The sequence below is a fragment of the Streptomyces sp. NPDC020845 genome, from assembly GCF_044334165.1.
Taxonomy (GTDB): Bacteria; Actinomycetota; Actinomycetes; order Streptomycetales; family Streptomycetaceae; genus Streptomyces.
The window spans coordinates 1-16,822 of record NZ_JBIRSJ010000039.1; the positions used below are offsets into that span (position 1 = coordinate 1).

A 16,822-nucleotide genomic window follows, 5' to 3' on the forward strand; every position below is an offset into this window, starting at 1 on the left:
ACACGGCGGCTTCAAGAAGTCCGGCTACGGCAAGGACCTGTCGGCCTACGGCTTCGAGGACTACACCCGGATCAAGCACGTCATGACCTCGCTGGGCTGACGCCTGACGGTCCCGGGGCACGCACTCCTCCGTGCCCCGGGACCGTCCGTATCGTTGAACTGTGCGGCTGCGCGTACACACGCGCGACAGGGGAGGAGCGGCACGATGACCGTCGAGTTGACCGAACGGATCGAGATGGCCGAGAGCAGCGAGCCGAGCTTGGACGAGATGTTCGAGCTTTTGGAGCGGATGCCTGCCCCCGAGGGCTACAGGGTCGAGATCGTCGAGGGGGCCATCTGCATGACGCCGCAGCGTACGACGCACTGGGACATCATTCGCAGGGTGCTGCGCCAGCTGGAGGACCGCTTCGGCGAAGACGCGCGGATCACCTCGGATGTGCGGATCGACTTCCCCGGCTACCTCAACGGCTTCTGCCCCGACTTGGCGAAAATCGCCGAGGGAGCGGTGCCCGATGAGCACGGGAACATCTCGTACCGCGACGTCGAGTTCGTGCTGGAGGTCATCTCCCGGGGGACGGGCAGGAACGACTACGGCCCCAAGAGGGACACCTACGCCGTGGCAGGCGTCCCGGTCTATCTGATCGCCGATCCCTACCAGCGGCAGTGCCACGTCTTCATGGAGCCGAAGGACGACGAGTACCGCGCCCAGCGGACCGTGGACTTCGGTGAACCGATCGACCTCACCGGTACGGTCGTCGACCTGGTCATCTCGACCGAGCAGTTCCCCCACGACTGACCCCCAGCAGCGCACACAGCGCCCCGATCCGGTTCGTCGTGATCGAGTCCACCCCCGCGCGCAGCAGCCGCGCCATCGACCGCCGGGTGTCGGCGGTCCACGCGGAGACCAGCAGCCCGTCGGCGTGGTTGCGGGCGACCAGCTCCGGGGAGACCAGCCCGAAGCGGTAGTTGAGCCAGCGGGGGCGCAGGTCGGCGAGCAGCGTCGGGCGGGGCGGGGTCAGCGTGGTCCAGGTCAGGGCGATTTCGGCGTCCGGATCCTCGCCGCGTACGGCGTACATGGCCGCCGGGCCGCCGCTGTAGTAGGCGCGGTCGGCCGCCCCGGACTCATGGACCTCGGTCACGGCACAGTGCGCGGCCGAGGCGTCGGGGAGGTCGATCATGATGCGGGTCGAGTCGGCCGCGGCGAGGGCGTCCCGCAGAAAGGGCACACCGCCGCCGGTGAGCCGCCGCACCTCACCGCCGGTCAGCGCGGCGAGGGGGCGGTCGTGTCCCCACAGCCGCTTGAGGGTCGCGTCATGGAGCAGCATCGGGACGCCGTCCTGGGTCAGCCGCACATCGATCTCCACCGCCCCGGCCCCCGCGAGCACCGCGGAGCGGACCGAGGCGAGGGTGTTCTCGCGGCACACGTACGGGTCGCCGCGGTGGGCGACCGCCGTGCACGCCGCCGCCGGCGCGGTCATCGGCCTGCGGCCGCCGTGTAGGTGTCGATCTCGGCCGACAGCCGCGCCTTGCCCGCCGGGTCCAGGAAGGACGCCTCGACCGCGTTCTTCGCGAGAGCCGCGACGCCCGCCGCGTCCAGGTCCAGCAGCCGGGCCGCCACCGCGTACTCGGTGTTGAGGTCCGTGCCGAACATCGGCGGGTCGTCGCTGTTGACGGTCACCAGCACCCCGGCCTCGACCATCTTCCGCAGCGGGTGCTCGTCCAGTGTGGCGACCGCGCGGGTGGCGATGTTGGAGGTGGGGCAGACCTCGAGCGGGATCCGGTGCTCGGCGAGGTGCGCGAGCAGCTTCGGGTCGCGGGTGGCGCTGGTGCCGTGGCCGATGCGCTCCGCGCGCAGCTCGGTGAGCGCGTCCCAGATGGTCTCGGGGCCGGTCGTCTCGCCCGCGTGCGGGACGCTGTGCAGCCCAGTCGCGATGGCGCGGTCGAAGTACGGCTTGAACTGGGGGCGCGGTACGCCGATCTCAGGTCCGCCGAGACCGAAGCTGACCAGACCCGCCGGGCCCAGGTCACAGGCGATGCGGGCGGTCTCCTCGGCGGACTCCAGACCCGCCTCGCCGGGGATGTCGAAGCACCAGCGCAGCACGGTGCCCAGCTCGGCCTCCGCCGCCTTACGGGCGTCCTCGATCGCCTCGACGAAGGCGACATCGGGGATGCCGCGCCGCGTGGAGCTGTACGGGGTGACGGTCAGTTCGGCGTAGCGGATGTTCTGCCGGGCCATGTCGCGCGCTATCTCGTAGGTGAGCAGCCGTACGTCGTCGGCGTCGCGGATCAGGTCGACGACGGAGAGGTAGACATCGATGAAGTGCGCGAAGTCGCGGAAGACGAAGTAGTCCGCGAGGGCTTCGGGGTCGGCGGGGACCTTGGAGTCGGGGTGGCGGGCGGCGAGCTCGGCCACGATGCGCGGGGACGCCGAGCCGACGTGGTGCACATGCAGCTCCGCCTTGGGAAGGCCGGCGATGAAGGTGGTGAGATCGGTCAACGGATCCTCCGGGAGGCGGCCGGCTGCGACGGGCTCCGGTCATCGTAATCGGGTGTCGGAGAGGGGGCGGCGCGGGTCGTGAACGGGCCTGGGCACAGACCGCCGGTAGCGGTCGGGCACAGGCCGTAGCATGGGCGGACATCACCTGGGGGAGAGCATGGCCGACCAGCCCGAGCGTTCCGTACCGCCGGAGCAGTCCGACCGGCCGGAGCGTGCCGTACAGCCCGAGCGTTCCGTACCGCCGGAGCGGTCCGACCGGCCTGAGGGTTCCGTACAGCCCGAGCAGTCCGACCGGCCCGAGCGTGCCGTACAGCCCGAGCAGTCCGACCAGCCTGCTCAGCCCGCACAGCCGAAGCGGCCCGAGCAGCGCGAGAGCGATCCGTGGGCCCCGCCGGAGCAGCGGGTGCCGCTGGACAAGCCGGCCGCGGGGCCCGCGGCGGCCGAGCCGCCGGCGGCTGTCCCCTCGGCCGCCGCTCCGGCGGTCGGCACGCCGCCGATACCCGGCCCGCCCCTCGTCCCGCCGCCGCCCCAGGTGCCCGGGCCGGGCCCGGCGATGGGGCCGGGCGCGGTGCCCCCGCCGCCTCAGGCGCCGACCGGCCCAGGCACGCCGAGCGCCTACCAGCCGCCGCCCGGGCCGTACGGGGTGGGCCCGTACGCGCCCACCGGCTACGGTCAGCCCGGCTATGGCCAGACCGGGTACGGCCAGACCGGGTACGGCCAGACCGGGTATGGCCAGTCGGGGTACGCTCAGCCCGGCTACGGCCAGACCGGATACGGCCAGCCGCCGTACGGAGCGCAGCCCGCCTACGGCTATCCGGGCTCGGGCTACCCGGGCCCGCCCTATGGGCCTGTCGCCTTCACCCCGGACAACGGCAACGGCACCGCCGCCCTGGTGCTGGGCATCGTCGGCACCGTCCTCTTCTTCAGCATCGTCTTCGGCGTCATCCTCGGCGTGCTCGCGATCATCTTCGGGGTGCTCGGCCGAGCCAAGGCCCAGCGAGGCGAGGCCGACAACGGCGGACAGGCCCTGGCCGGACTCGTCCTCGGGGTGATCGCCGTGGTCGCGAGCGTCGTGATGATCTTCGTCTATATCGCGGAGGACGACGACCCGGACGACCCGTACGCCCACGGACCCGGCTACACCCGCGGCGCCGCCGTCGTGGTCGTGGACGCCCCGGACGACAGCCGCTGACGGGCTTCCATCAGCGCGAAGCCCAGCAGATTCAGCCCGCGCCAGCGGGCCGGGTCCTGAGCCCGCTCGTCGTCCGCAGCCAGGCCGATGCCCCATATGCGGTCCATCGGGCTGGCCTCCACCAACACCCGCGCCCCCGTCCCCAGCAGATACTCGCGCAGCTGCGGATCCGCGCCGAACTTGTGCACGCTGCCCTGGACCACCAGCTCGAAGCGGTGCCGCTCCCACTCCGCCTGGTCGAAGCCGCGCACCGAACGGCCCGCGTCCTTGGCCTGTTTGGGATGGGTCGCCTCCAACGCCCGCCGCTCGGCGTCCGCGTCGCCGAACAGCCGGGCCTTGCCCGCCATCATCCAATGCTCGGCCGTCGTATAACGGACACCGTCGACCACGAACTCCGAAGGCCACCACTGGCTGAAGCACCCGGGGCCCACACCACCGCCGCGCGGCGCGCGGTGGCCCCAGAACCACACGTACTTGAAGCGCTCGCCGCCCGCCGCCCGCTCGGTCAGCTCCACCACCGAACGCGGCCCGCCGTCCGCCGAAACCGAAACCGTCTCCCCGTTCGTCTCCATGCTCGGATTTTCGCATCCGCCACTGACAGTGCGGAGAGAGAGCCGCCGCCGTGGGTGGGCCCGAGGACCGGTCAGCCCATAACATTGCACGGCACTTCATCAGGAGGGGAGACCACCCATGTCCGCTACCAACCCACAGCCCGGCCCGTACGACCCGAACCAGTACGGCACGCCCCAACCGCCCAACCAGCCCCCGCAGTACCCCCCAGGCGGCTACCCGGCCGCGGGCCACCCCGCCGCGCCGCCCGTCTACCCGGGGGCCACCGGGATGCCCATGCAGCAGAGCAACGGCATGGGGACCGCCTCGCTGGTGTGCGGCATCATCGGGCTGGTGTGCGGGATCACCTACTTCCTGTGGGTCCTGGCCATCATCCTGGGCATCCTCGCGATCATCTTCGGCGCGGTCGGAAAGGGCAAGGTGAGCCGCGGCGAGGCCAACAACGGCGGCTCGGCCACCGCGGGCCTGGTCTGCGGAATCCTCGGCATGGTCATCCCGGCCATCTACCTGATGGCGCTCGACGCCGCGATCGACTCCGTCTTCTAGCCCGTTCGTTCAGCCCGATCTTTCAACCCCTTCGTCCGGCCCGGTCATCGAGCCGGTCCAAGGGGCCGGAATCGGTGGTGCCGGCACCGCCCCGACGGATCAGAGGTTCGCCGTGACGGGGCGGTCAGGCGACGGTGTGCGGTGACATGAGGAGCTGATGCCGGCTCCGGCTTCTCAGCGGCTCCGGTTTCTTCGCAGGAGCCCCCACACAGCCCACAGCAACAGGCCGGACAGACACCAGCTCCCGAACACGTCCAGCGGCCAGTGATAGCCGCGCCGTACGAGCCCGATGCCCACGGCGAGGTTCAGCAGCGCCACCGCCCCGACGAGCGCGCGACGTGTCGGCGGGCGCCGCAGATACGGGTGCAGCAGCAGGACGGCCGCGCCGTAGGCGACCGCGGCGGTGGCGGCGTGGCCGGAGGGGTAGAAGCCGGAGCCGTCCGCGAGAGGGCCGGGTGGGCCGGGGCGGTTGATCAGGGCCTTGACCGGCGCGACGAGGGCCGGGACCAGTGCCATCGCCACGGCGGCGGCCAGCGGGGGCAGCCACCAACGCGCCGCCCGCGCGCGCCGCTCCCGCCACGCCACCCAGCCGAGCACGGCCGCGAGCACCGGCAGGGCCACGGCCATGTTGCCGAGGTCGGCGAAGAACTCGGCGGCGGAGGAGGGAAGGAACACGGCGCCGAGCCCTGAGGATGCGGTGAGTGCCTTGGCCAGCCGCTCGTCGAGCGAGCGCAGCGGGCCGTGGGCGGCCACCTGCCAGGTGCACAGCGCGAACAGGGCCACCAGGGCGAGGACCGGAGTGAACGCAAAAATAATCGGCGGCCCCGGAACAGGGGGGGTGGTTCCGGGGCCGCCGTGGTGACCGGAATACCGCGCGCCCCGGGGGGTTTGGGGCGGGCGGCCATCCGATCGGTGAGGAGATCCGGAGCCGGAGGCTCCAGTGGTGTGCGCGAGGGCACAGCCGGGTCGGGGCTGGGGAAGCACCGGCTCGGCGTCGCTCGCAGTCCCCTGCGAGCGGGGTGTTTCTCTCATCTGCCACGACCGTACGGCAGCGAAGCCGCGCCCGACAGGCCGATCACCCAGCTGTCATCGCCCTCGCACATCTTCTTCACGCCGCCCATCGATCACTCACAGTCACAGCTGGCCGAACGCCTCTTCGAGCACGTCCAGCCCCTCGTTCAGCAGCTCCTCGCCGATGACCAGGGGCGGCAGGAAGCGCAGCACATTCCCGTACGTACCGCAGGTCAGGACCAGCAGCCCCGCGGCGTGACAGGCCTTGGCCACCGCCGCGGTCGCCTCCGGGTTCGGGTCCTTGGAACCGGACTTCACCAGCTCGATGGCGATCATGGCGCCGCGGCCACGGAGGTCGCCGATGATGTCGTGCTTGTCCTGAAGCGCGGCGAGACGGGTCTTCATGATGTGCTCGATGCGCTGGGCCTCGGCGTTGAGATCGAGGTCGCGCATGGTCTGGATGGCGCCAAGGGCCGCGGCGCAGGCGACGGGGTTGCCGCCGTATGTGCCGCCGAGGCCGCCGGCGTGGGCCGCGTCCATGATCTCGGCGCGGCCGGTGACGGCGGCCAGGGGGAGGCCGCCGGCGATGCCCTTGGCGGTGGTGATGAGGTCGGGGACGAGGTTTTCGTGCTCGCTGGCGAACCACCTGCCGGTGCGGCAGAAGCCGGACTGGATCTCATCGGCGACGAAGACGATGCCGTTGGCGCGGGCGAAGTCGGCGATCTTGGGGAGGAAGCCCGGGGCGGGCTCGATGAAGCCGCCTTCGCCGAGGATGGGTTCGATGATGATGGCGGCGACGTTGTCGGGGCCGACCTGCTTGGTGATCATGTCGATGGCCTGGGCGGCGGCCTCGTCGGCGCAGTGCTCGGGGCCGGTGAGCCAGCGGTAGGGGTAGGCGACCGGGACGCGGTAGACCTCGGGCGCGAAGGGCCCGAAGCCGTGCTTGTACGGCATGTTCTTCGCGGTCAGCGCCATGGTGAGGTTGGTGCGGCCGTGGTAACCGTGGTCGAAGACGACGACGGCCTGGCGCTTGGTGTAGGCGCGGGCGATCTTGACGGCGTTCTCGACGGCTTCGGCGCCGGAATTGAAGAGGGCCGACTTCTTGGGGTGGTCGCCGGGGGTGAGGGCGGCCAGCTCCTCGCAGACCTGTACGTAGCCCTCGTAAGGGGTGACCATGAAGCAGGTGTGGGTGAAGTCGGCGAGCTGGGCGGTGGCACGGCGGACGACGGCCTCGGCGCTGGAGCCGACGGAAGTCACGGCGATGCCCGAGCCGAAGTCGATCAGAGAATTGCCGTCCACATCCTCGATCACCCCGCCACCCGCCCGTGCGGCGAACACCGGCATGACGGTCCCCACACCACTGGCCACCGCCGCGGTCTTGCGCGCGAGCAGCTCCTGGGACTTCGGGCCGGGGATCGCGGTGACGATACGGCGCTCCTGCGGGAGGGAGGGGCCTCCGGACAGTTCGGTCATGGGGTGCTCCAGGTGGTCCAGGGGGAATAACGGCGCTTTTACTCGCAGGCTAGGCGGGGTGCGGTGGGTGTGGCATGTTCCGTTCGGGAGCAGTGGGCGTGTTGCGTTGTCCTTGGCGGACATAGCGCGGAGCGTCGTCACTGCCGCTCTGCCGTCGCCTCTGGGACGTGGGAACGGCCGGGTCGCTGAACTCCCCGGCTGGGAACACTAGATTGGACGCTGTCGCGTCAGCGCGGTGACGCGAGGCGCGAGCACGGAGCACAGCCGGTCAGGGGGCAAGGGGCAGCAGATGGACACCGAGGGCACATTCGACTCACGCGGCACCCACCGCAACCCACCCCACCCGGGCCCTACCCCACCCGTCGGCCCGCCGACGACGCCACCTCTGCCGACGTCCCTCCCGTCGGCTTCGAGCCCGGTAGGCTCAACGGGTGCCCCGGGAGCGTCGTCGCACAGGCCCGGCCCGACGGCCGAGTTGCCACATGCGCAGGCGGCAGCCGATCAGCCGAGTGTGCCGCCCCACGGCGCGAGTTTGCCGCCGCATGGCTCTCCGCCCATGCCGACGTATCCCGCCGGGGCGACTGCGCCGTACCCAAGTGGGGCCGCCGGGACTTACCCGGCGGGTCCCGGGGCCCAGCCTCCCCTGATCGCCTGGCTGCGTACCCCCCGGTCGGCTGAGGCGCCCGGGGTCTGGACATACGGGCACAAGCCCAAGCCGCCCGAGGACCCGGGGAGGATCCCCGACCGCCAGCTGATCAGCGGTGCGCTGATCGCGGCTCTCTGCGGCTATCTGCTCTGGGCGATGCTCTATTACAACTACCTCGGGGGCTATTGGTACTGGCCGCTCTACCTCGTGACGCCGGACTCGTGGTACGCGCCTGGAGGCAAGGAGATGGGCCCCGGCTGGTGGGCCCAGTACACCTACGAGGGGCTCGTTGCCTGCGCGATCGCCGTGATCTTCGGGCGCGTCGGCCACTGGGACGAAGTCTGGCGCCGATATGTGGCCCCCCTCTTCCGCTGGGACGACACCGGCTCGCCCCCCGCCCCCACCAACCCCCAAGCCGACCCCGCCCAGTGGCCCGAGCTGCGCGCCGCCGGGGCGCACAGTGCTGCGGATCGGCTGGCCGAGGAGGTGCGGGCGGGGCGGATGAGTGATGTGGATCATGCGCGGATCCAGCGGGCGTGGCAGGTGGTGCGGGCCGGTCGGGACTCGCTTGCCGCGTTCACCGACGCCGTGCTGCGCCACGGCGCCGCCGCGCACGCGCACCCTTCGGGCGCGCGGGATCTGCCCGCCCGTACGGCGGAGCACGACCTGGTCGCCCACCAGGTCCGCATCGGCACCGCCGCCGACGACCTCCGCAACCCCTATCAGCACCGCGGCGTCGGCCTCGCCCTCGACCCCGATGTGCTCGGCACGTCCCTGCTGGCCGTCGGGCCGGCCGGGGCGGGGAAGACCGGGCGGCTGGTGCGGCCTGTGGTGGAGGCGCTGTGTCTGCAGGCGCTCGCGCGGCAGGTGGCGGTGGTGGCCGTGGGGACGGCGGGGTCGGGGCTCGGGGCGGATGACGCGTTTGACGTCGTGGTGAAGATCGGCCGCCCGGACTCCGCGTACGACTTCGACCTCTACGGCGGCACCAACGACCCCGACGAAGCCGCGGGTGTGCTCGCCGAGGCCCTGATCGGCGACATGGCCGCATCGCTGCCGGGCGGGGACAGCCGCCGCGCGGGAACCGCGCTCGCCCAGCTGCTCGGCCCGTACCGCGCCGCCCACGGCCGTTTCCCGTCCGTGCCCGAGCTGCGCGAGCTGCTGGACGGCTCGAAGGCCGCGGTCGGCGCGCTCCGCGAGGCGCTGGACGCGGCCGGGCAGTCGGCGCAGGCGCGCGAGCTGGACGCGCGGGTGCGGCAGGCCGGCACGCCCGGTGACGTGGGGGCGCTGCTCGCCGACCGGATCGCGCTGCTGGACCGGCCGGTGTTCGCCGAGTTCTTCAATACGAGCGGCGACCGGCGGCCCTTCTCGCTGCGCGCCCTCGAGCATCCGCTGCGGGTGCGGATCGATCTGCCCGAGCGCGGCCATGTCGAGGCGTCCCGGATGCTGGCCCGCCTGGTTCTCGCGCAGTTCACCGAGTGCGCCGTGGGCCGCGCGGACCGGTCGCTGTTCGCCTGTCTGGTGCTCGACGACGCCTCGCACACGATCACCCCCGAGGCGCTGCGCGGTATCCAGCGGCTGCGTTCGGCCAATGCGGGGGTCGTGCTGACCCTGCGCACCCTGGACGACGTGCCCGACGCGCTGCGCAGCGCGCTGCTCGGTGCGGTCGGCTGCCGGATGGCCTACGCCGGGGTGACGACCTGGGACGGGGCGCGGTTCGCCGAGGTGTGGGGCACGGCGTGGGTCGAGGCGCGGGACGTCACCGACCGCCAGATCATCGCGGAGGCTCCCTTTACCAAGGTGATGCACTTCATCCGGAAGGTGGTCACCGGCAAGGCCGTGACGATCCAGTCGGTGACCGTCCGGAAGGTCGAGCGCGAGCGCTGGTCGGCTTCGGAGCTCGCGCACGCGGTCCCCGCGGGGCACGCCGTGCTGTCGGTGACCTCTGTACGGGGCGAGAGCGGGCCGCCGGTGCTGGTGGATCTTCGCGGCTGAATTCCGCGCAGTGCAGTGTGGGGCATGTTGGTGTGGAGTCTCTCGCCAACATGCCCCGGCTGCCCGATGTCCGCGTGCGGCCGAAAATCGACGTTCTTCGATTCCCCGTATTCATCCATTGAGGCAGAATCGGTTGCAGCCGTTCATACGGGACGGCGAAGTCCCCGCGTCGACGTCGACCGAAGGTGCCATGCCTCCCACCCTCGCCTCACTGGTCCACCACACCGCGCTGAAGCTGTCCGTGCTCGCGGGTGAGGACCGGTTGGAGACGCCCGTGCGCTGGGCGCATGTCAGCGAGCTCGCCGATCCCGTGCCGTATATGGAGGGCGGTGAGCTGCTGCTGACCACCGCCATGAAGCTCGACGCCGAGGACCCGGAGGCGATGCTCCGTTACGTGCGGCGGCTGGCCGGTGCCGGGGTCGTGGGGCTCGGGTTCGCGGTCGGGGTCAACTATGACGAGGTGCCCGCCGCGCTCGTCGCCGCGGCGAAGGAGGAGGGCCTGCCGCTGCTGGAAGTGCCGCGGCGCACGCCCTTCATCGCCATCAGCAAGGCCGTGTCCGCGGCCATCGCCGCCGACCAGTACCGCTCGGTGACCGCCGGGTTCGAGGCGCAGCGCGAGCTGACACGGGCCGCGATCGGCGCCGAGGGGCCCGCCGTGCTGCTCGCCCGGCTCGCGGCGCATCTCGACGGCTGGGCGGCGCTGTACGACGCCTCCGGCGCGGTGGTCGCCGCCGCCCCCGACTGGGCGGCCCGGCGGGCCGCCAGGCTCACCGCCGACGTGGAGCGGCTGCTTGCCCGGCCGGCCCCCGCCAGCGCCGTCCTCGGCGGAGGAGGTGGCGGAGGCGCCGGAGGAGGCGCTGAGGGAGAAGGCGGGGACGGTGACGGGACAGGCGGTGCTGATGGTGCGGATACGGCCGGTGAGGCGGCCACGGACCGGGTGGAGCTGCAGTCGCTGGGCACCGGCCGCCGCACCCGTGGCGTTCTCGCGGTCGGTACGGGCGCGCCCCTCGGCACCGCCGAGCGCTACGCCGTGCATTCGGCGGTGGCGCTGCTGACGCTCACCACCGAGCGTTCCCGCGCCCTGCACGAGGCCGAGCAGCGGCTCGGCGCCGCCGTGCTGCGGATGCTGCTCGCGGGGGAGCCCGACCATGCGCGGGCGGTCGCGGGGCAGCTGTACGGCGGTCTGCTCGACGCGCCGTTCCGGATGCTCGTCGCCGAGGGCGCTCCCGGCAGCGGGCCGCAGCAGCCGGGCGCGGCAGCCGTCGGCGGCGGCATACCGGAGACGTCGGCGGAGAGCCTGTCGGACACCGTCCCGGACAGCACAAACGCAGGCGGTACGGCGGCCCGTACGGCCCCGGCCGCCGAGGCGGCCCCCGCCGACGCCCGCCTCAGCTCGCTCGCCGACGCCATGGAGACGGCCGCCGCCCGCACCGGCGAGGCCGTGCTCGTGGTGCCCGACGGCGGGCGCCTTGTCGTGCTGGCTCCGGACGGCGGCGCCGCGGTCTCCGTCTGCGCCGAGTACGCCAAGGCGGTCGAGAGCCGCCGCGGTACCGCGGTGCGCCCGCGTGACCGCAGCGCCGTGCCCCCGGGCGACGACCTCGACGACCTCTTGATCGGGTTGTCCGCCCCGGCGGGCCCGACGGCCGCCGCGGCCGCCTACCGCCAGGCTGAGCAGGCGCTCTCGGTGGCCAGGCGGCGCGGCCGGATGCTGGTCGAGCACGAGGAGGTCGCGGCGGGCTCCGTGCTGCCCCTGCTGGCCGACGACGCCGTACGGGCCTTCGCCGACGGCATGCTGCGGGCGCTGCGGGAGCACGACGCGACGGGCCGCGGCGACCTGGTGGCCTCCCTGCGGGCCTGGCTGTCCCGGCACGGCCAGTGGGACGCGGCGGCCGCCGACCTCGGCGTGCACCGGCACACCCTCCGCTACCGGATGCGCCGCGTCGAGGAGATCCTGGGGCGGTCGCTGGACGACCCCGATGTGCGCATGGAGCTGTGGCTGGCCCTCAAGACGACCGCGCAGGGGACCCAGCACGGCTGACGCTCAGCACGGCTGACGCCCGGCACAGGTACCACCCCCGCCTGTGCACTCCACCCCACCCCACCAATGCGGCGCGAGGCAGCGGTCGACTGCTACGCACCGGACAAACAGCTTCCGGCCGTCCCGCGCCTACGGTGGAGGTGGAGACACCTCCGCACTATCACCCCACCACTTCCGGAAGGGTCGGGATCCGCCGTGCCAGACACAAACGAAGCCGTCACCCACGCGTTCTGGCTCGCCGGCCGCGAGGCCACGGGCGAGAACACCTTCGAGGTCACGTCCCCCTGGGACGGGCGCATCGTCGGCACGGTGAGCATTCCCACCGAGGCCCAGGTCGAGGAGGCCGTCGAGGCCGCCGCGGCCGTCGAGGACGAGTTCGCCGCCACCCCCGCGTACGTGCGGGCCGCCGCCCTCGACCATGTCTCGCGGCGGCTGGGCGAGCGCGGCGAGGAGATCGCGCGGCTCATCTCCGCCGAGAACGGCAAGCCCATGAAGTGGGCGCGCGGTGAGGTCGGCCGGGCCGTGTCCGTGTTCCGGTTCGCCGCCGAGGAGGCCCGCCGGTTCAACGGCGGGGAGGCGCAGCGGCTGGACACCGACCCGGGCGGCACCGGGCGGCTGGCGCTGACCCGCCGCTTCCCGCGCGGGGTCGTGCTGGGCATCGCGCCGTTCAACTTCCCGCTGAACCTGTGCGCCCACAAGGTCGCCCCGGCGCTGGCCGTCGGCGCGCCGATCATCCTCAAGCCGGCCCCGGCCACGCCGCTGTCCGCGCTGCTCCTCGGTGAACTGCTGGCCGAGACCGATCTGCCCGCGGGCTCCTGGAGCGTGCTGCCGGTGCCCAACGACCGGATGCCCGCGCTGGTCCAGGACGAGCGGCTGCCGGTCATCTCCTTCACCGGCTCCGACAAGGTCGGCTACGCCATCAAGCAGTCCGTGCCGCTCAAGCACTGCACGCTGGAGCTCGGCGGCAACGGCGCGGCCGTCGTGCTGGGGGACTACTCCTCCGAGGCCGACCTGGACTGGGCCGCGACCCGCATCGGGACCTTCTCCAACTACCAGGGCGGGCAGTCCTGCATCTCCGTGCAGCGGGTGATCGCGGACGCCTCCGTCTACGAGCGGCTGGTACCGAAGATCGTCGCGGCCGTCGAGGCCCAGGTCACCGGGGACCCCTCCGACGATGCGACCGACGTCGGCCCGCTGGTCAGCGAGGACGCCGCGAAGCGCGTCGAGGCCTGGGTGGAGGAGGCCGTCCAGGGCGGGGCGCGGCTGCTGACGGGCGGCAAGCGCGAGGGCGCGGCCTACGCCCCGACGGTGCTCGCCGATGTGCCCGCCGACGCCGCGGTCTCCTGCGAGGAGGTCTTCGGGCCGGTGCTCATCGTCCGCGAGGCGGCGGGCGAGGACGAGGTCTTCGCCGCGGTCAACGACTCCAAGTACGGGCTCCAGGCGGGCGTCTTCACCCGCGATGTGCGGACCGCCTTCCGCGCCCACCGCGCGCTGGAGGTCGGCGGTGTGATCGTGGGCGACGTCCCGTCGTACCGCGCCGACCAGATGCCGTACGGCGGCACCAAGAAGTCCGGCGAGGGCCGTGAGGGCGTGCGCTACGCGATGGAGGACTACACCTACGAGCGGGTCCTCGTCCTCACCGGCCTCGACCTGTGAGCCTCGCCTGACGCGCTGATGCGCCTGACCCCGATCCGGTCTCATGATGAGCGCCCACGCGGAGGGTGACGTAGGTCCTCCGCGTGGGCGCGTGGCCCGTCATACCGGGCCGGGCCCGTCGTATCGGGCCGGGCCCGTCCTATGGCGGCTCCGGACCCTCAACCGGAGAAGCCGAGACGAGCCAGTCTCAGTGCCCCGCGCAGCGTGATGTGCAGGTCATGCACGCCCGACGGGGGAGTGGGCAGGGTGGCGCCCACGGTGGTGTAGCGGTACGGGTCGCCGGTCGGCGGGATGGCGACCGAGGCGAGCGTGGTGCCGTCGGACAGATGCAGTTCGACCGCCGCCGCATCGGCCGCCCCCGCCCCCGTATCCTCCGGGTCCGGCGCGCGTGCCGCCTCCACGGTGACCGTCCGCGTGCCCGCCCCGAAGTCGCAGGCGCGGAAGAGGAGCCGGCCGATCGTGTCGTCCGCGCCGGCCACCGCGTCGCCGCGCACCTTGGTCAGGTCCACCAGCCTGATCCCGTCGGCCGAGTCGAAGTCCGCCGCCGCAAGGCCCCGCTCCAGCACCGGGCGCGGGGCGGGCGGCGGGCCGTCGACGGCGATGGTGGCGGTGCGCCGGATGTCCGCGCTGGACGCGCCGGCGTGGATCTCGTACGTGCCCGGGTCGACGGTCCAGCGGCCGTGTGCCACGTCCCAGAAGCCCAGCGCCTCGTCGACCGGGACGGTGAAGAACAGCCGCGCCGTCTCGCCCTGGCGCAGCGGGACCCGGCGGTGGGCGATGAGCCGGCGGTGCGGGCGCGGGACCCGCGCCCCCGGGGCGCTGACGTAGATCTGCGCCACCTCGTCGCCGTCGCACGGGCCGACGTTGGTGACCTCGCACTCCACCGCGAGCACGGCCTCCTCCCCCTCACACTCGGTCCGCTGCACCGACAGGTCCCCGTACGCGAAGCGGGTGTACGACAGGCCGTGCCCGAACGGGAACAGCGGTGCGCCGTCGAAGTACAGATAGGTGGCGCGGGACGCGATGATGTCGTAGTCGAGCAGGTCCGGCAGCTCCTCCTCGCCGGCGTACCAGGTCTGCGGCAGCCGGCCGGCCGGTGAGACATCGCCGAACAGCACCCGGGCGAGCCCGGTCCCCGCCGCCTGGCCGCCGTGCGCGGACCACAGCAGCGCGGGCAGCGCGTCGGCCGCCTCGCCCACCGCGTACGGATAGCTGGAGACCAGCACCAGGGCGGTACGCGGATTGGCGGCGTGGGCGGCGCGCCACAGCCGGTCCTGCTGGGCGGGCAGCGCGAGGGTGGTGCGGTCCTCGGTCTCGCGGCCGTTGATATGCGGGTCGTTGCCCGCCAGGACCAGCACGGTGGTGGCCTCCGCGGCGGCCCGTGCGACCGCGTCCTCGCCGCGTTCGACGACCTCCAGCGTGAAGACCTCCGCCTCCGCCTGCGCCTTTGCCACCTCCGCTGATCCGTCCGGCACGGCAACCTTCAGGCCCTCGGCGGCGACACAGACGTACCCGCCCGTTCCCCTGTGCCGGAGGAGATGTCCGTCGCCGTGCCGCTCCAGCGTGAACGTCTCCTGGACCACCCAGCCCTCGGGCTGTTCGGCCGCGGCCCGTACGAACCCGTCCTCGGCCACGGTCAGATAGCGCCCCGACGGTGCACGCAGTGTGAGCACGCCGCCGCCCCAGTCGGCCAGGGCCAGATCGGTGGGCGCGGGACCGACGGTCAGCGGCGGCAGGTCGGTGCGCCCGGCCGTGTGCGCCGGGTTGAGCGAGCCCTCCCGCGCCCGTTCCTCGACCTCCGTGTCCGGGACCCGCACCCACCCCGCCGCGGCGCGCAGCCGCACGGTGTCCGTCCCCTCCACGAACACCACACGCTCCGCGCCGAGCCGTTCCACCAGCGCCTCGCGCGGTGTGCTGCGGCGGATCAGGCTGCCGCTGTACCAGTCGAGCTTGCACTCGTCCGCGAGCGGGCCGACCACCGCGACGGTGCCCGCCGTGGCGTCGGACAGCGGCAGCAGCCCGTCGTTCTCGAGCAGGACGACGGCCTGTTCGGCGGCCTCCAGGGCGAGTGCCCGGTGCCCCGGCGTATCGAACCCGGCCGCCTCCGTGGGCTCTGTGGGCGGGTCGAACTCCCCCAGCGCGCACCGCATGGCCAGCAGCCGCCGCACCGCCACCTCGACGACCGACGCGTCGATCAGCCCGCGCCGCAGCGCGCCCCGCACCCGTTCGACGGTCTTCGACGCGTCCTGGTCGTGGTCGGTGAAGCTGTCCACCCCGGCCAGCAGGGCCGCGGCCACCGCCTCCTCATGGGTGTCGAAGTAGTGCTCGGAGTCCACCAGGTTGGAGGGCGCGCCCGCGTCGGAGCACACCACCAGCTCCTGTTCGGTCCAGGTGCGCAAATGCTCCCGCAGATACGGGGAGACGTGGTTGGGCCGCCCGTTGACCAGGTTGTACGCGGGCATCACACCCGCCACCGAGCCCGCCCGCACCGCCCCGCGGAAGGCCGCGAGGTCGTACTCGTGCAGTACGCGCGGCCGTACCGAGGAGGAGGTGGTGTCCCGGTGGGTCTCGTTGTTGTGGGCCAGCCAGTGTTTGAGGACGGGCGCGGTGCGCCAGCGGGCCGGGTCGTCGCCGCGCAGTCCGCGCGTGTACGCGGCGGCAAGCGCCGAGGTGAGGTACGGATCCTCGGCGTAGCCCTCCTCGTTGCGGCCCCAGCGCGGGTCGCGCAGCAGATTCACCACCGGCGCCCACACATTGAGCCCCACCCGTTCGTCGCGGGCGCGCATGGCCCGTACCTCGGTGCCCACCGCCTCGCCGATCCGCCGCAGCAGCTCGGGGTGCCAGGTCGCGCCGAGCCCCACCGCCTGCGGGAAGACCGTCGCGGGCCCCATCCAGGCCACGCCGTGCAGCGCCTCCTGGCCGGTGCGGAAGGCCGCCAGGCCCAGCCGCTCCACCGCGGGCGCGAACTGGTGCAGCATCGCGATCCGCTCGTCGAGGGTGAGCCGCGCCAGCAGGTCCGCCACCCGCTCGCCGTCGGGCAGCCGCGGATCGCGAAAGGCCGGAACGGGCGTACTCGTCGACTCGCTGGTGGCCTGGCAGCCGCTCACGCGCGGATCCCCTCACGGTCGTGTCAGTGGGGTCGGGACGTCAATGTCATTGAAGCGCTTCGATGCTGATGTGGTGTCACCCGGATGTCAAGGC

12 protein-coding genes are annotated in these 16,822 nt (G+C 72.7%); 6 read left to right on the forward strand and 6 right to left on the reverse strand.

Features of this window, described 5'->3' with window-relative positions; all coding sequences use genetic code 11:
- The first annotated feature begins 205 nt into the window (after positions 1–205).
- A complete protein-coding gene (locus ACH4U7_RS51665; protein WP_398534697.1) occupies positions 206–796 on the forward strand; it encodes a Uma2 family endonuclease in 591 nt (196 codons plus the stop codon).
- Here the strand turns inward: ACH4U7_RS51665 and ACH4U7_RS51670 are convergent.
- Entirely contained in the window at positions 765–1,478 is a 714-nt protein-coding gene (locus ACH4U7_RS51670; RefSeq protein ID WP_398534698.1) for a glycerophosphodiester phosphodiesterase, read from the reverse strand. The genes ACH4U7_RS51665 and ACH4U7_RS51670 overlap by 32 nt on opposite strands.
- Complete coding sequence (locus ACH4U7_RS51675) at positions 1,475–2,497, reverse strand: adenosine deaminase (protein ID WP_398534699.1); 1,023 nt, start codon at positions 2,495–2,497, stop codon at positions 1,475–1,477. The genes ACH4U7_RS51670 and ACH4U7_RS51675 overlap by 4 nt, the downstream gene beginning before the upstream one ends.
- Before the next feature lie 130 nt (positions 2,498–2,627).
- On the opposite strand from ACH4U7_RS51675, the gene ACH4U7_RS51680 reads away from it, so the two are divergent.
- Positions 2,628–3,689, forward strand: a complete 1,062-nt coding sequence (locus tag ACH4U7_RS51680) for a DUF4190 domain-containing protein (RefSeq protein ID WP_398534700.1) — start codon at positions 2,628–2,630, stop codon at positions 3,687–3,689.
- On the opposite strand, the gene ACH4U7_RS51685 is transcribed toward ACH4U7_RS51680, so the two are convergent.
- Complete coding sequence (locus ACH4U7_RS51685; RefSeq protein ID WP_398534701.1) at positions 3,635–4,261, reverse strand: NADAR family protein; 627 nt, start codon at positions 4,259–4,261, stop codon at positions 3,635–3,637. The genes ACH4U7_RS51680 and ACH4U7_RS51685 overlap by 55 nt on opposite strands.
- A gap of 118 nt (positions 4,262–4,379) precedes the next feature.
- Between ACH4U7_RS51685 and ACH4U7_RS51690 the strand changes: the two genes are divergently transcribed.
- Positions 4,380–4,805: a DUF4190 domain-containing protein gene (locus ACH4U7_RS51690; protein WP_398534702.1), complete on the forward strand. Its 426-nt coding sequence runs from the start codon at positions 4,380–4,382 to the stop codon at positions 4,803–4,805.
- 174 nt (positions 4,806–4,979) lie between these two features.
- Here ACH4U7_RS51690 and ACH4U7_RS51695 read toward each other — a convergent pair whose 3' ends face one another.
- A complete protein-coding gene (locus tag ACH4U7_RS51695; RefSeq protein ID WP_398534703.1) occupies positions 4,980–5,588 on the reverse strand; it encodes a phosphatase PAP2 family protein in 609 nt (202 codons plus the stop codon).
- 351 nt (positions 5,589–5,939) lie between these two features.
- Complete coding sequence (gene gabT, locus ACH4U7_RS51700) at positions 5,940–7,289, reverse strand: 4-aminobutyrate--2-oxoglutarate transaminase (protein ID WP_398534704.1); 1,350 nt, start codon at positions 7,287–7,289, stop codon at positions 5,940–5,942.
- Between the two features lie 556 nt (positions 7,290–7,845).
- Here gabT and ACH4U7_RS51705 point away from each other — a divergent pair.
- The 3 genes from ACH4U7_RS51705 to ACH4U7_RS51715 all read left to right on the forward strand — a co-directional run bounded on the left by ACH4U7_RS51705 (position 7,846) and on the right by ACH4U7_RS51715 (position 13,621).
- The gene (locus ACH4U7_RS51705; protein ID WP_398534705.1) at positions 7,846–9,927 is read left to right on the forward strand and encodes an ATP-binding protein; all 2,082 of its coding nucleotides are present in this window, start codon (positions 7,846–7,848) and stop codon (positions 9,925–9,927) included.
- A gap of 190 nt (positions 9,928–10,117) precedes the next feature.
- Positions 10,118–11,965: a PucR family transcriptional regulator gene (locus ACH4U7_RS51710; protein ID WP_398534706.1), complete on the forward strand. Its 1,848-nt coding sequence runs from the start codon at positions 10,118–10,120 to the stop codon at positions 11,963–11,965.
- Between the two features lie 195 nt (positions 11,966–12,160).
- The gene (locus ACH4U7_RS51715) at positions 12,161–13,621 is read left to right on the forward strand and encodes an aldehyde dehydrogenase family protein (RefSeq protein WP_398534707.1); all 1,461 of its coding nucleotides are present in this window, start codon (positions 12,161–12,163) and stop codon (positions 13,619–13,621) included.
- Positions 13,622–13,779: 158 nt separating this feature from the next.
- On the opposite strand, the gene ACH4U7_RS51720 is transcribed toward ACH4U7_RS51715, so the two are convergent.
- Positions 13,780–16,728 (reverse strand): glycoside hydrolase family 3 C-terminal domain-containing protein, encoded by a 2,949-nt coding sequence (locus tag ACH4U7_RS51720; RefSeq protein ID WP_398534708.1) that lies wholly within the window; start codon positions 16,726–16,728, stop codon positions 13,780–13,782.
- Between the last annotated feature and the right edge of the window lie 94 nt (positions 16,729–16,822).